At 45.0% G+C, this 14,167-nt stretch carries 11 protein-coding genes, 6 tRNA genes and 1 pseudogene; 9 read left to right on the top strand and 9 right to left on the bottom strand.

Translation table 11 applies throughout. The annotated features are described in order from the left end of the window. Positions 1-11: 11 nt before the first annotated feature. Positions 12-671 carry a peptide-methionine (S)-S-oxide reductase MsrA gene (gene msrA / locus ACXAC1_RS19695; RefSeq protein WP_475063752.1) on the bottom strand — a complete coding sequence of 220 codons (660 nt, stop codon included), beginning with the start codon at positions 669-671 and terminating at the stop codon, positions 12-14. A 153-nt stretch (positions 672-824) separates the two neighbouring features. Here msrA and ACXAC1_RS19690 point away from each other — a divergent pair, with 153 nt between their 5' ends. The 7 genes from ACXAC1_RS19690 to ACXAC1_RS19660 all read left to right on the top strand — a co-directional run bounded on the left by ACXAC1_RS19690 (position 825) and on the right by ACXAC1_RS19660 (position 2,575). Further along, positions 825-1,715: a hypothetical protein gene (locus tag ACXAC1_RS19690; protein WP_475063751.1), complete on the top strand. Its 891-nt coding sequence runs from the start codon at positions 825-827 to the stop codon at positions 1,713-1,715. Between the two features lie 136 nt (positions 1,716-1,851). Further along, positions 1,852-1,928 (top strand) — tRNA-Met (locus ACXAC1_RS19685). Between the two features lie 62 nt (positions 1,929-1,990). Continuing rightward, positions 1,991-2,067: transfer RNA gene (locus tag ACXAC1_RS19680), tRNA-Met, on the top strand. A 62-nt stretch (positions 2,068-2,129) separates the two neighbouring features. Next, positions 2,130-2,206, top strand: a tRNA-Met gene (locus ACXAC1_RS19675). A 46-nt stretch (positions 2,207-2,252) separates the two neighbouring features. Continuing rightward, positions 2,253-2,329 (top strand) — tRNA-Met (locus ACXAC1_RS19670). Positions 2,330-2,375: 46 nt separating this feature from the next. After that, positions 2,376-2,452 (top strand) — tRNA-Met (locus ACXAC1_RS19665). Positions 2,453-2,498: 46 nt separating this feature from the next. Beyond that, positions 2,499-2,575, top strand: a tRNA-Met gene (locus ACXAC1_RS19660). Positions 2,576-2,801: 226 nt separating this feature from the next. On the opposite strand, the pseudogene ACXAC1_RS19655 reads toward ACXAC1_RS19660, so the two are convergent. Then, positions 2,802-3,185: pseudogene (locus tag ACXAC1_RS19655) on the bottom strand (IS5/IS1182 family transposase); the annotation flags it as partial. A 21-nt stretch (positions 3,186-3,206) separates the two neighbouring features. On the opposite strand from ACXAC1_RS19655, the gene ACXAC1_RS19650 reads away from it, so the two are divergent. Further along, a complete protein-coding gene (locus tag ACXAC1_RS19650) occupies positions 3,207-3,380 on the top strand; it encodes a hypothetical protein (RefSeq protein WP_475063750.1) in 174 nt (57 codons plus the stop codon). Positions 3,381-3,480: 100 nt separating this feature from the next. Here ACXAC1_RS19650 and ACXAC1_RS19645 read toward each other — a convergent pair whose 3' ends face one another. The 6 genes from ACXAC1_RS19645 to ACXAC1_RS19620 all read right to left on the bottom strand — a co-directional run bounded on the left by ACXAC1_RS19645 (position 3,481) and on the right by ACXAC1_RS19620 (position 12,204). Continuing rightward, positions 3,481-4,848 carry a hypothetical protein gene (locus ACXAC1_RS19645; protein WP_133560124.1) on the bottom strand — a complete coding sequence of 456 codons (1,368 nt, stop codon included), beginning with the start codon at positions 4,846-4,848 and terminating at the stop codon, positions 3,481-3,483. Positions 4,849-4,953: 105 nt separating this feature from the next. Then, entirely contained in the window at positions 4,954-6,108 is a 1,155-nt protein-coding gene (locus ACXAC1_RS19640) for an iron-containing alcohol dehydrogenase (RefSeq protein WP_475063868.1), read from the bottom strand. A 27-nt stretch (positions 6,109-6,135) separates the two neighbouring features. Then, positions 6,136-7,578, bottom strand: a complete 1,443-nt coding sequence (locus ACXAC1_RS19635; protein WP_475063748.1) for an NAD-dependent succinate-semialdehyde dehydrogenase — start codon at positions 7,576-7,578, stop codon at positions 6,136-6,138. A gap of 315 nt (positions 7,579-7,893) precedes the next feature. Continuing rightward, positions 7,894-9,165, bottom strand: coding sequence for an ABC transporter substrate-binding protein (locus ACXAC1_RS19630; protein WP_475063746.1), 1,272 nt, complete (start codon positions 9,163-9,165; stop codon positions 7,894-7,896). Between the two features lie 11 nt (positions 9,166-9,176). After that, positions 9,177-10,523 (bottom strand): sigma-54-dependent transcriptional regulator, encoded by a 1,347-nt coding sequence (locus ACXAC1_RS19625; RefSeq protein ID WP_475063744.1) that lies wholly within the window; start codon positions 10,521-10,523, stop codon positions 9,177-9,179. Beyond that, positions 10,516-12,204 carry an ATP-binding protein gene (locus ACXAC1_RS19620; protein WP_475063742.1) on the bottom strand — a complete coding sequence of 563 codons (1,689 nt, stop codon included), beginning with the start codon at positions 12,202-12,204 and terminating at the stop codon, positions 10,516-10,518. The genes ACXAC1_RS19625 and ACXAC1_RS19620 overlap by 8 nt, the downstream gene beginning before the upstream one ends. A 193-nt stretch (positions 12,205-12,397) precedes the next feature. Between ACXAC1_RS19620 and ACXAC1_RS19615 the strand changes: the two genes are divergently transcribed. Beyond that, positions 12,398-13,777 carry a DEAD/DEAH box helicase gene (locus ACXAC1_RS19615; protein WP_475063740.1) on the top strand — a complete coding sequence of 460 codons (1,380 nt, stop codon included), beginning with the start codon at positions 12,398-12,400 and terminating at the stop codon, positions 13,775-13,777. Between the two features lie 85 nt (positions 13,778-13,862). Here the strand turns inward: ACXAC1_RS19615 and ACXAC1_RS19610 are convergent, their stop codons facing one another. Beyond that, positions 13,863-14,135, bottom strand: coding sequence for a DUF5062 family protein (locus ACXAC1_RS19610; protein ID WP_475063739.1), 273 nt, complete (start codon positions 14,133-14,135; stop codon positions 13,863-13,865). Positions 14,136-14,167 lie beyond the last annotated feature (32 nt).

The following is a 14,167-nucleotide window of genomic DNA, read 5'->3' as shown; positions in this document are numbered from 1 at the left end:
TGTTAATCCTATTAAACCGTTAAACCAATTGGGCATGAAACCCCTGTGCCACCGAGTCCACAGTAACCATTTGGGTTCTTGTGTAGGTATTGCTGATGGTAAGTCTCAGCATAATAAAACGTATCCAATAGCTCGATCTCAGTTGTGATCATGCCAAAACCGCTGGCTAGCAGGCGTCGTTCAAACTTTTCTTTACTGGCTTTAGCGAAGGCCAAATCTTCTTCGTTTAATGCGTAGATGGCAGAACGGTACTGGCTACCAATATCATTGCCTTGGCGCATACCTTGGGTAGGGTCGTGATTTTCCCAGAAGACCTTTAATACTTCTTCCAGAGTGGTTTGATTGGTATCGAAAATCACCCTGACCACTTCCGTATGTCCTGTTTGCCCTGTACACACTTCTTCGTAGGTAGGGTTAGGTGTGTAACCGCCTGCATAGCCCACAGCGGTCACAGTGACGCCAGGCGTGTTCCAGAACTTGCGTTCAGCCCCCCAGAAGCAGCCTAAAGCTAAAATAACCTCTTTTTCGTTACTTTTAGGAGTGCGCTTAATGTTATCTTTTGTAACTGCATTTGTATCTTCTATGAATAGTGGTTCATTTCTTCCCTTTAATGCATTTTCTTTTTCAGGTATTTCGCATTTTTTCAATAAGTTAGATGTATTTTCTTTCATTTTACTATACCTGTTTTAAATGATTTTTCTGGCTAATAAATGTGCTAAATTAACGTATGCTTACGCATTGATGCAAAAAAACACCATGTAATAGTGGTGTTAAAGCAGCACTGACATAGAATTTAATGAGTCTTAATCAGAGGAAGATTCAATATGTCCGATGCGTTGATTGTTTGGGATGCTCGACATGAAAATAAAGTGCTTACACTTTTCATTGAAGAGTTTTGCCATGAGCTTGAAAGGTTTTCCCTTACATTCAAGGTCGTGTCGATCAATGACGTCATTGAGTCTGCAACCAATCAAATAAAACCTAGCATGAAAGCGCTATTGGACATAGTGCATAAAGAGTCACCGCTTCATCTAATTACGTTTGGTTCGAAGGCGAATTCGCTTGCTTCACTCATAAGCCCTGCATTGCGTTGTAAATTACATACCAACAAATTACCCGACTGGTTAGATCAATCAGAGGTTTCATCAGCTATTAAGCGAATAGCGAGATACATTCATAAAGAAGACAATTGGGGTGATGGTACTACAGAAGAGGACTACCTTTTTCCAAGATATTTTTCTTCAGCATCGGCCAAACTTTTAAGCTTCGCAGAAGATCCGCTAGCGGAGTCGATTGTTCAGCATGCTCGCCTCAATCAAATAGATCTAGAAGTTGGTTCGTTACAAGAGTTTTTGCCACCTAGTCAGTATCTAGTGCATGAGTGTGGGCTTTTGGTCGTTTCGGAAGCATTGCAAGCGGATTTCAATTTAGTTGATGTTGCTAATGCGTATGGGATGCCTGTTATGCTTATTTCAAAACAGGGTAGGCGTTACGGGATTATTGAAGGGGAAAATGGTTGGGTTGTTAACTCTATCCAACAGACACCCTACATTAACTTTCTGAAAAACTGGCAAGAAATGTCTCAAAATGCACGTGAGATGATTTCTCTCTATTCACGTAGCATCCAATCGGACCGCTCCGGTCTTCGTTGTTACTGTTCGTCTTTTGGTTACCCAGAGCGTTTAGAATTAAAAGATTTTAAACTTAGGGGTTGACCAAACATAAAAACATCTCTAATATGCGCACCTCGTTGAGACGGGAAGCTTTAGAACTTAAAGCGGAACACATTCTTGACAGGTGTGTGCATTTCTAAAATACGCACCGAAAGTGATTAGTTAAAACTAAATCAGGCGCGGGATGGAGCAGCCTGGTAGCTCGTCGGGCTCATAACCCGAAGGTCGTCGGTTCAAATCCGGCTCCCGCAACCATTTAGTTTTACAGCTACCATAATCACTTGAATGAAATCTTAGACAGTCACTAGACTGAATGGCGCGGGATGGAGCAGCCTGGTAGCTCGTCGGGCTCATAACCCGAAGGTCGTCGGTTCAAATCCGGCTCCCGCAACCATTTAGTTTTACAGCTACCATAATCACTTGAATGAAATCTTAGACAGTCACTAGACTGAATGGCGCGGGATGGAGCAGCCTGGTAGCTCGTCGGGCTCATAACCCGAAGGTCGTCGGTTCAAATCCGGCTCCCGCAACCAGTTCAAAGATTACAATTCAAAAGTCATATTCTTTGGCTTTTTCAGGCGCGGGATGGAGCAGCCTGGTAGCTCGTCGGGCTCATAACCCGAAGGTCGTCGGTTCAAATCCGGCTCCCGCAACCAGTTCAAAGATTACAATTAAAAAGTCATATTCTTTGGCTTTTTCAGGCGCGGGATGGAGCAGCCTGGTAGCTCGTCGGGCTCATAACCCGAAGGTCGTCGGTTCAAATCCGGCTCCCGCAACCAGTTCAAAGATTACAATTAAAAAGTCATATTCTTTGGCTTTTTCAGGCGCGGGATGGAGCAGCCTGGTAGCTCGTCGGGCTCATAACCCGAAGGTCGTCGGTTCAAATCCGGCTCCCGCAACCAAATCAAGACTTATTCTCCAAAGTCTTTCTAGCAGTAAATCCAAAACCTTTCTTAGCAGTAAATCCAGATTTTATACGTTCGGTTATAACCCGAAAGTCGTCGGTTCGCTCTCTAGTCGTCCCTGAATAATGGCGTTTTTAGACTAAAGCGCTATTTCATTTTCTAGCCTTCGTGACAATAAGGCTTGTATCAATTTCATCCCGCTATAAATGCCACACCGGATCAAGGCAAAATTAAGCCAATTCAGCAGCTTACGAAGGTTTTGGCCACAGGCGCTTAGGGTCATGTTAATCGCATCGCCCAGTATTCCTTTGAGGAAGCATGGTCTGAGTTTTCCATCTGGCTTGAGATGCCCGATGATGGGCTCCACGCTATTTCTTCTCCCCATCCAGTTCTTCTCTTTCTTGGGGACTCCGCGTTTTTGACCTGCAATCAAGACTTTAATGTCTTCCACACCTGATCCTTTATATCCTCGGTCGACAAAACAGGTTTCAGGTTTTCGCCCAATCAAGGTTTCTACTTGTTGCAGTTGATCTTTCAGGGTGTGCCCATCATACGGATTACCAGGATAGCTTCTTGCGCCCACAATGAAGGATTCTTTAGAGGTCACGGGGTAGGAGCCCCTTTAACCATGGTTCAACGAGGTGGTTTTATCGTGTCTGCTCTGCTAATTGCTTGGCCAGAAGCTGCTGCAGACTTCAGCACAAGTGTCATCACTCTTAGAGTGTTAGGAATGGGGCTATTGATTGCTTTGGGCGTCTATCTAGGGGCTCAATGTAAGAAAATAAGGTTACTGTCTGCTTAATGCGCTATTGCATTGTGATAATAAAATGCCCCAAGTGATGAAACACTTGGGGCATTTTTTATCTTTAGCATTTTTCCAAAACGCGATAGCGCCAGGAGGTTTATTGAGCTTGATCTTTCACAAAGGTTTTGTCTTTCTCACCTTTGAAGAAATCACGTCCGTAGACCAAAATACAAAGCACTACACCGACAGCAAAGGCCCATGTGGCACCACGTGTGGCAAGAACGGCCGCGACGATACCTGCAATACCAAGATCACGTTGTGAGCGTGCTTCCATTACACCGATTCGAACCGAAACGTAGCCTTGAATCAGTAGCGTTAGTGCCAGCGCAACCCCTAGGATTGGTTGCACTAGGGTTACGATTGGCATGAATAGCAAGCCCGTATTAGTACCCCAACGGAAAGAGCCAGCACCACCAAAGATGGACTTCATGGCTTTCTTACCTTGGCTGAAACGCTCGACGATCACGACGTGCATCGCCGCCCAAAGTGGACCACACATAGCAACATCAGGGCCTAAAATTGACATGGCAGAGTTACGTGCACCAAAAATCATGTGTGCGCGATCCGGATCATAGTCAATTTTTTCGTCTTTGCGAATTTGGTCAGCTTCTTCCAAAATAGCTCGACTTTGTAATACATCTCCGAATAGAACAATATAAGCTGCTAACACCGTAGGAATTGCAGTTAAAAACATCATTAAGGGCGGCATCCCAAGGCCAAACACAGTGTACTCGTTCCAAAGTGTAACGAAATCAGGCGAAGAAAAGCCCCATTGGATGTCTGGCCAAGATGTTTCGCCAACGGTAGGGGCAATAACAATGGCTAAGGCAACGATCGGGAAAACACCTAATTTACCAATCACGTTAAAGAAAGCGTTGTTCTGTTTTAAATGCGCAAAGTGGCGCGAGAAAATCACATAAAACGCAATGCCCACAGCAAGAGTGATGGTGATTGGGTAAGTATCAAAACGGCCGTCGACTTTAAATACAGCCATGACTGCTGCAATGCCGGCTCCAATAATGACCCCCGATTTGATGGCTTGGGGTATTAACGAAACCACCTTGTGAGCCAGTCCAGATGCCCCGATAAATATCGAGAATATTCCGAGCAAGAGCTGGAAGGATATTAAGGCATGAATCCGTTCAGGTCCTTCAGGGAAAGTTGTACAGTATGCCATCAATAGCGGAATCGCTGGCGTAATCCAGCCAGGAACAACAGGGTCACCTAACAAGTGATGTAACAAGTAGAAAAGGCCGTTTAACATAACAACCGCTAAGGCCACTTCAAATGGCATGCCTAGCAACTCGGTCATTAATGGGATGGCAGCAAGGTCGACGGCACACATAAGCAGGCCTTGAAAGTAATCAGGCCATTCTATGCGATAGTGGACAAACGGGAGGCGGACCTTAAAAGGGCCCATAGACCAAAATGGTGTTTCTTGGCCATCAATACGTTCTTTACTCATGATGATTTCCTATTATTTTTGTAATAATTCAAATTCTCTGCAACCAGAGGTTGCAGAGGGGTTGCTACAGGTTTTTATTGCAGAAACAAACATTGTTTCATTGAATTAAAAAGCTTCTTGATACAGTTTTAGGGCATCGCTTTCAGTCACTGGAACAGGGTTATTGCCAAGCAAACGGGTTTGCAGCATGGCATCTTTGGCGAGTGTTGGAAGGCTCTCTTCAGTGACCCCAACATCACGTAGTCGTTGTGGCGCGCCAGACTCATTCATCAGGTTTTGCATAAAGGCTACGAATTGCTCTGCTCGGCTGTTTTCGTTTCCTTCAGGGGAGTCCAATACAACGTCGGCAAGCTCAGCGTAAAGTGACGCTGCTTCTTTCATGTTGTAGCGAAGCACAGGTCCTAGCATCAAAGCATTGGTTAAACCATGCGGTAAATGGTAGTGACCGCCTAATGGGTAAGCTAAAGCGTGCACGGCTGCGACCGGGCTATTTGAAAAAGCTTGGCCTGCTAAGTTGGCACCCAAGAGCATGGCTTCACGTGCTGCGCGGTTAGTGCCTTCTTGGCAAGCGGTCAGCAAGTTTTTGCTAAGCAAACGTAATGCTTCTTTTGCCAGCGCATCAGAAAGAGGGTTCTTTAGGTGTACCGATGTGTACGCTTCAATCGCGTGAACCATGGCATCAATGCCCGTTGCAGCGGTCGGTAGGGAAGGTAAACCAATGGTTAACTCAGCATCTAGTAAGACATAATCTGCGTATAGCTGCTTAGAAACCACACCCATCTTGGTCGTTTCACCAGTTGTTAAAATGGTGATGTTGGTAACTTCAGAACCGGTCCCTGCTGTGGTTGGGATTTGAAGTAACGGTGCGCGCTTGCCCTGTACTTTGCCAATCCCATATAGCTCAGACAATGGCTGCTCTGATGTCAGCATAACGGCCACTAGTTTAGCAATATCCATTGGTGAGCCGCCGCCTAAGCCAATCACCAAATCAGTCTGATTGGCTTTTGCAAAATCTACACAGGCCATTAAGACGTGTTCTGGTGGATCCGCTACTACGTCATCGAAAACGGAAATACTGAAACCTTGAGCTTCTAAAGAGGCTTTGGTTTCGTTCAACAGACCGCTTTCACTCAGGAATTTATCCGTCACGAGCAGTACGTTGCGTTCTTGGAACCATTCGGACGCTAGTTCACCAAGACGTTTGGCTCCACCCCATTCAACATGCATGGAGCCTGGAGTATTAAAAGAAAAGGGTTTGATACCTTGAGACATAATGACTTCCTCGTGTTAAAGAGCGCTGCAGATGTATTTCAGTTCCAAGTACTCCTCGATACCGTACTTAGAGCCTTCACGTCCTAGGCCTGACTGTTTAACACCACCAAACGGTGCAACTTCGTTGGAAATAAGCCCAGTGTTGTGACCTACCATGCCGTACTCTAAGGCTTCAGAAACGCGCACACTACGCGCATGATCTTTGGTAAAGAAGTAAGCGGCTAAACCAAATATGGTGTCGTTTGCCATGGCAACAGCTTGTTCTTCTGTATCAAATGGAAAGATTGGAGCCATCGGGCCGAAGGTTTCTTCTTGTGCCACTTTCATATCGCTGGTGACATCCACCAAGATCGAAGGTTCAAGGAATAATCCACCTAGACGTTCGCCACCATGGATCAACTTCGCACCTTTAGAAACCGCGTCCTGAATGTGCTCTTCTACTTTGGTGATGGCTTTCTCTTCAATCATTGGTCCGATTTGGACGCCATCTTCAATGCCATGACCAATTTTAAGTGCCGCTACTTTTTCTTGAAGTTTGGCAATGAAGGCGTCGTAAACACCGCGTTGAACTAAGATGCGGTTTGCGCACACGCAGGTTTGCCCAGCATTACGGTACTTAGACGCCATAGCGCCTTCGACAGCTTTATCAAGGTCCGCATCGTCAAACACAATAAACGGCGCGTTACCACCCAACTCTAGGGAAACCTTCTTTATGGTGTCCGCACATTGAGCCATCAATAAACGACCTACTTCTGTTGAACCAGTGAACGAAAGTTTGGTCACCACATTGCTATCTGTTAAGACTTTGCCAAGTTTGCTGGCTGAGCCGGTAATCACTTGGAAAACGCCATCTGGAATGCCTGCTCTTAGTGCCAATTCAGCAAGTGCTAAAGCAGTCAGAGGCGTTAAGTCGGCTGGGCGAACAATCATAGAGCAGCCTGCTGCCAGCGCTGGGGCCGCTTTACGAGTAATCATCGCTGCCGGGAAATTCCAAGGAGTAATCGCGGCTGTCACACCAATAGGCTGTCGGATAACCGTCAAGCGTTGATTTGTCACTGGGGCAGGGATTGTGTCGCCGTAAACGCGCTTCGCTTCTTCTGCAAACCATTCAACGAAAGAAGCGGCATAGCCAATTTCACCTTTGGCTTCCGTTAACGGTTTGCCTTGTTCAGAGGTCATGATCATTGCCAAGTCATCGGTATTTTCGATGATGAGATCAAACCAGCGACGCAGGATTTTTGAGCGTTCTTTTGCTGCCATAGCCGCCCATTTTTTTTGAGCCTCTTGTGACGCTTCGATAACCGAAGACACTTCGTCTGCGCTTAGGTGAGGGATATGAGCAATGATTTCGCCATTAGCAGGGTTGGTGACAGGGATGGTTTTATTATCCGCTGCGGAAACCCATTGGCCGTTTACTAGGCAGCGTTCTTTTAATAGAGACGCATCATGTAGATACATAGTTATAACACCTTTATTTTTATGATTCGTAGGCAAAGCAAGTGATAAACAAGTCTTAATTTTGCCAAACGACTGCTAGTGCGCTTCAGTCAACATTCACGATTGAGCAGTACTATGAATGTTGATTTATCTTAAATGAGCGCACTGATCGCAGTACTAAAGGTGAGATAGCAAAGGTGGTGCCAGTTTTGTAAGTTTTGTTACTGCATTGATATTAAAGGGAAAAAATTATTTTTATATGGTGTTTCATGTTAATCATGAGCGGAATCCGCTCATGATTAACATGAAATTGTGAGCGGATTCCGCTCGCTGGTTTTATTCTTTATTTTTAAATGGGCTGAAGCGACTAGGATAATAGACAACCCAATCGCCAAGCAGTTTTTTGGCTGGGAGCTGATTTGAATTAGCTTGAGTTGTGCCTATCGCAATGACTTGCTGAATTTGGTGTGTTCGCTCATCCATAAAAGATGAGTAACCAATGGGGTCCTCCGGCAGATGGAGTACAAGCTGCTCCAGAGTCTTTCTTATTGTATCGTTACTGGCAGTGGTTCCGGCAATCGCAAGGGATTCAGCAATGGCCATTAGCCCCGAGTAGGCGCCTTCCGCGGCATAAGAAGGATAGCGACCGCTTATCTCTTTAAATCGTTCAACAAACCAGTGGTTTAGTTCTGTTCTTGGCCAATTGGTGTGATGTCGGGAGGACATGATCAAACCATCTGGCATGTCGTCGCCCAATGCGGCAAGGACTTCGTAATTCCCCCCCGTATCAAAGTTTGCGAACGCAGAATGATCAAACAGGGGAGTACTTTTTGCCTGTTGAATAAAGGCAACGAGGTCACCTCCCCACATAGAGTTAACAATAAGATCTGTCGGTTGCTCCATTAACGCTCGTATAAAAGGTGAATAATTTGCTTCGTACAATCGAGGCCACAATGTCGTTACGATTTGATACGGTACATTTAATTCGTCCAAAGCGCTGGTGAGGTCCTGCCAGACGGAGTAACCGTACTCGTAATCTGGTGCTATGTAGGAAATACGAATAGGGCGGTTATTCGTCTTAGGGAGTAAATGCTCCTTAATGTATTTAGCACCCGCTAGCATGCTTTGTTTGGTGTTATTACTGAGCCGAAAGTAATAAGGATTGGTTAACGGCTCTGTTAAGCGTGATGAAGCGTGATCAGTACCAATAAAAAACACTTCCTCTTGGCTCGCTACTTGCGCGACCTGTATCGCAACAGAAGAGTTAACGACGCCACATAAGAAACGAGCACCTTCTTCTTGGGCAAATGTTCGCGCAATGCGAGTCGCTCGAGACGCTTTCGAACGTGAATCTTCAATTAATACCTGAAGTTCTGGATAACGAGGGGAAGAGGCGATCTTTTCCAAAGCGATTTGAATACCGATCAAGCTATCGTGCCCGTAAAGGCCGCCGCGACCTGTCATAGGAAATAAACAGCCCACTTTGGTCGCGTGTTCATTGACAGAACCTAACCTTGTTTCTGCAAGGGCGCTTTGCGAAAGCAAACAAGCCATTAATAGACAAAGCGTATTGTTAATACGAAGTTTAAATTTATTTTTATTTTGCATAGTTCATTCAGTTAAAGGTCTAAATTTAAGCGTTGCATCCGCCTTTTTAAGGCATGTCTTGAAATGCCGAGCTTCTCAGCCGCTAAGCCTTTTTTTCCTTGAGCCGCACTGAGTGCCTGTAAAATGACTTCCTTTTCTTTTGACTCAACCTGCTCATCGTAACTTGTTTGCGGTGAATGCAATGTTGGAGTTTTCGGTAGGATTTCGTTAGGTAATAACGAACAAGTTATGTGTTCACCTGGGTACAAGATCGTTAATCGCTCGATTAGGTTCTTTAGTTCCCTAATATTTCCGGGCCAAGCATACTGTTGTAATGACATCATGACTTCCGGCGTCATGATCACTGGTTGGCAGCTTTCATTTTGAGCCATGAGGCTAGAGAAATGTTCAACAAGGATTGGAATGTCCGTGGCGCGTTCTTGCAACGCTGGAATTTCAACAGGTACTACATTCAGCCGATAAAATAGGTCTTGTCTAAAACGACCTTCTGATACTTGTTTAGCAAGGTTCTGATTCGTTGCCGCAATGATGACCGCATTCGACTTGCGCTCTTTTCCTGCTCCAACAGGACGAAAGGTTCTTTGTTCTAAAAACGTCAGTAGTTTTGCTTGAATATTAAGTGGCATTTCGCCAATTTCATCTAAAAATAACGTACCACCATCCGCCAGCGCAATGAGGCCATCTCGCGTAGATGTTGCCCCGGTATAAGCGCCTTTTTCAGCGCCAAAAAGCTCGGCTTCAATTAAGTGCTCAGGCAATGCAGCACAATTGACTTCGATAAAAGGAGCATTGTTGAAACGCTGATTATGGATACTCTTTGCCACCATACTTTTTCCTGTCCCAGATGGGCCTTGAATTAAAATAGTTCTGGCGGCACTGTTGGCAACCTGAGTGATCATTTTCTTAAGCAGGTTAGTTTTCGTCGACTGGCCAATGATTTGATTGTTTAGATCATCTTTATTTCTAAGAAAGGCGAGTTCTTTGGTGGTTTTTTGCTGCTCAGCGGTTCTGAGCATCAGCAGTTCAAGCTCATCAACATCAAATGGTTTAGTAATGTAGTCCACAGCGCCTTCTTTGACAGCTTTAACTGCTGTTCTAGTATCACCATGAGCAGAGATCATGATAACGGGCGTTGTTGGAGAAAGTTGTCTCAAGTGGCTTAATACCTCAAGCCCAGACATATCTGGTAATCCCAAATCGAGCAGAATTAAATCGGGGCTTATTTGCTCAAACGCGGTGATCCCTTCTTGCCCTGTAAAAGCAGCTGAGAATTCAATATCCTGATTACTCAAAGAGAATTTAATACTTCGTACTAAATTCTGTTCATCATCAATGACCAAAACGCTTAGGTTACTCATAAGTATCGTCTAACTTTGCTTGTATTGGGAATTTTAAACATACAGTGGTGCCTTCACTGTCAGAACGAATCTCTATCCGTCCATGGTTGGCTTGAATAAGAGCCTGACAAATGGCTAAACCAAGGCCTGTGCCGGTGGATTTCGTGGTGTAAAAGGGTTCGAAAATCCGCTCAAGATGTGACGAGTCTATACCCGGACCATTATCAAAAACGGCGATGACCAACTCTTCAGGCTCACGTTTAGCATTAATGGTCACGTTACCGCCTTGACCATTAAAAGACTGGATAGCATTTAAGACAAGGTTTATTAATACCTGATGCAAGTGAGTAGGGTCTGCTAACAGTTCTAATGTCGCGTCACACTCTATGCGCAAGTTAGCCTTATGTTTGTATACTGTTGCGTTTAAAAGGTTCGCCACCAGCTGAAGCTCCTCAACCAATATCACAACCTCCTGTTTAGGAGGCGTTGGTCGAGCAAAGTTTAATAAGTTGTCAATCACTCGATTTACCCGTCCAAGTTCATCCGTGACCATAGAGAGCATTTCTTTTTTTTCATCGTTAAGCTCTCTTTTTAATAATGCTTTGGTGGTGATCCCAACGATGTTAAGCGGATTGCGGATATCATGAGCCAGCCCTGCTGCTAGATTCCCGAGAGAGGCTCGCCTTTCCATTTCAACATTTGATTGGATCACTTGATTGAGTTGAGAACGCATTTTCTCAATCGCAATCGTTAGTCGATCAAGCTCTGTACCCGGCTGAGTTGGTACTGGAGATTTGAGATCTCCCGAAGCAACTCGTTCAATACCCACAATCAGCGTATCTAATTGACGATTTAAGCGTTTGGAAACAAACCAATGAACAACTAGAAGGCAAGCTGCCGTTAATATCACTAAGCCAATCAACCAATATCTAAGGGTTGCGCTAGGCGGTGCAGCAAGCACTTCGTTTTGTCTAAGCTTGATAGACCAGCCTGGGAACAAGTCAAACGTTTGATCGTATTGGTCTATGCTCTGAACTGGCTGACCTACGATGTCAAAGATGCGGTTACCTGGCACGCCTAAATAAGGAGTAAAAATCCCGTCCGTGCCCAGCGATTTTGGGATTGCAGCTAACGAGTTGAAACGCAGAATAAGCCCTAAATAGGGCGCTTTGTTATTACCGGATAGACCGATAATTGGTTTAACAAGTAGGACCGAACTTGGCCGATCAAAGGTAAACTCTTCCGGCCCTAAAATATCCGCCTGTTCAAACTGTGTTTTGTATGGCTGAACTGCGTGATATCTGTCCGGTGAATAGGCGTACTTAGGGAAACTCCAAAGAAACTGCTTTTCAGCATCAAAAAAGGCAATACCGTAAACATTATTAAGGTCAGTCTGTAACCGCAAAAGCGCTTCCAGTTCCTCAGGAAGATTTTGTTTACCATCTTTTTGAAAAATTTCGGGAGAATCAAGCTCATCCGCAAGTACATCAAGTTGATACAAGCGCTCTCTTAAATGAACGCGAAACTCATTTTGAACCGCGGCAACTTGAGTATTGATTCGTCCATCTGTAATTTTTGAAACTAGCTGGTCAAAGTATCGATCATAAAGACCGGCAAATATAAATAATGGAACCAATGCCACTACTAGAGACAAAAGTAAGTATCGGCTCGATAAACGTTTGTGTTGAGTTTTAGAAGGCACTATTGGTTCCGTAATGTCAGGAAATCCATATTTGCATGTCGCTTTGGTTAGATAGGCAAGTACCTATGGACCTGATTAATTTATTATCAAGCTTAAATTAAGATAACAAAATATAACATTTACAAAACCCTTCGCAAATTCCCCCTACAAAGGTTAAGCTTCGCGCCTTTGTATCACCCAATTGAGAACCCTAATGAATTTTGAGTCCCTAGGATTAGACGCGCGCATTTTGAAAGCCTTGGAAGAGAAGGGCTACACTTCTCCTAGCCCAATCCAGCAGCAGGCGATTCCTGTGGTGTTGTCGGGTCAGGATTTGATGGCGGCGGCGCAAACAGGGACGGGTAAAACAGCCGGTTTTACCTTGCCGATGCTGCAAAATTTATTAGCGGGTCAAGGGGCGCGTAACAACCAAGTACGTGCTCTTGTGCTGACTCCAACCCGTGAGTTGGCGCAGCAAGTGGCTGATAACGTGGCGCTATACAGCAAGCATTTACCGTTAAAAAGCGCGGTGGTGTATGGCGGTGTCAAGATCAACCCGCAAATGCAGAAGCTTCGTGGCGGCGCGGATGTATTAGTGGCGACCCCAGGTCGTTTGTTGGACTTGTACCAGCAAAATGCCTTGAAACTGGATCGTTTGGAAATCTTAGTGTTGGATGAAGCTGACCGTATGTTGGATATGGGCTTTATTCATGATTTGAAAAAGATCGTGGCGTTGATTCCGAAAAAGCGTCAAACCTTGTTGTTCTCGGCAACCTTCTCGGATCCGATCAAAGAACTCGCAGAGCGTTTTGTTAATGACCCAGAAGAAGTTTCTGTGTCGCCTGCTAATACAAAAGCCGCAACGATCAGTCATACCGTTTTCGAAGTGGACAAGCCAAATAAGACTAAGCTTTTGATCCACCTTGTGAAGCAAGAAGGCTGGCGTCAGGTTCTGGTATTCTCGAAAACAAAACACGGTGCGAATCGCATCGCACGTATGTTGAATGCCAAAGACATCACTGCTGCGGCGATCCATGGAGACAAGAGCCAAAACGCTCGTACCAAAGCTTTGGACGACTTTAAATCAGGCGCGGTACAAGTGTTGGTGGCAACGGATATTGCAGCCCGTGGCATTGATATTAGCCAGCTGCCGTACGTAGTGAACTTTGATTTACCAAAAGTGCCGGAAGACTACGTGCACCGCATTGGTCGTACTGGCCGCGCGGGTGAAACAGGTCATGCGGTATCTTTTGTAACAGAAGAAGATATCAAAGAGTTGTTTGCTATTGAACGCGTGATTGGTGAATTGATTGAACGCCAAGTAAGCGCTGAATTCCCACCAAGCGCTCCTTTGCAGGCCTCAAAATTGGATACTCGTCCTATTAAGCCTAAGAAACCGAAAAAGCCAAAGAAGCCAAAGACGGATCAAACTCAACAGCCTGCAGCGTCAGCAAAAGATGGCAGTGCGAAGCCGCGTTCAAATAAGCCTACTCAGCGTAAGCCTAACCCACAAAGATCTCGTGGAGGTGAGGCTAAATCATCAAGTAAACCTGCTGGACACTCTCAACGTTCTGGAGAAAAAAAGCTTCGTTAAACCGTACACCTCGAAAAAGAACACAATCTAGCGATAATTAAAACGCATAAAATAATGGGCCGCTTAAGGCCCATTTTTTATTGGTTCAGTGCAAACCAGCTTCTTTCAATAGATGATCTGCGGGGAGCATTTTATCAATCCAAATAGCCAGTTTGTGTTTCATTCCAGGTAAGTCTTCTTTATCCGGAGGTAGTGCGACCACCAGTTTATCGAGTACCAGTAAGCGGTATAAAGACTCCACTTTTTGATTGGCTGAGGTCTGTGCCGAAAAAGCCGCATAGCCACGATTCTTGGCATAAGATTCACCTACTTGAATGGCTTTTTTTACTAACTGCGCTTCATTCTTCAGTTTTTTCATAAGCACCTCCGCGATGATGGTCTTTTCAGTCT

This window comes from Marinomonas sp. AWM4_232 (assembly GCF_056158325.1).
This window is presented reverse-complemented; position numbering and strand designations above follow the sequence as displayed.

Excerpts from the sequence above, each read along its gene's own strand:
- ACXAC1_RS19690 (WP_475063751.1), top strand. The coding sequence starts at position 825 with ATGTCCGATGCGTTGATTGTTTGGGATGCTCGACATGAAAATAAAGTG.
- ACXAC1_RS19625 (WP_475063744.1), bottom strand. The coding sequence starts at position 10,523 with ATGAGTAACCTAAGCGTTTTGGTCATTGATGATGAACAGAATTTAGTA.
- ACXAC1_RS19645 (WP_133560124.1), bottom strand. The coding sequence starts at position 4,848 with ATGAGTAAAGAACGTATTGATGGCCAAGAAACACCATTTTGGTCTATG.
- ACXAC1_RS19650 (WP_475063750.1), top strand. The coding sequence starts at position 3,207 with ATGGTTCAACGAGGTGGTTTTATCGTGTCTGCTCTGCTAATTGCTTGG.
- ACXAC1_RS19615 (WP_475063740.1), top strand. The coding sequence starts at position 12,398 with ATGAATTTTGAGTCCCTAGGATTAGACGCGCGCATTTTGAAAGCCTTG.
- ACXAC1_RS19630 (WP_475063746.1), bottom strand. The coding sequence starts at position 9,165 with ATGCAAAATAAAAATAAATTTAAACTTCGTATTAACAATACGCTTTGT.
- ACXAC1_RS19635 (WP_475063748.1), bottom strand. The coding sequence starts at position 7,578 with ATGTATCTACATGATGCGTCTCTATTAAAAGAACGCTGCCTAGTAAAC.
- ACXAC1_RS19610 (WP_475063739.1), bottom strand. The coding sequence starts at position 14,135 with ATGAAAAAACTGAAGAATGAAGCGCAGTTAGTAAAAAAAGCCATTCAA.
- msrA (WP_475063752.1), bottom strand. The coding sequence starts at position 671 with ATGAAAGAAAATACATCTAACTTATTGAAAAAATGCGAAATACCTGAA.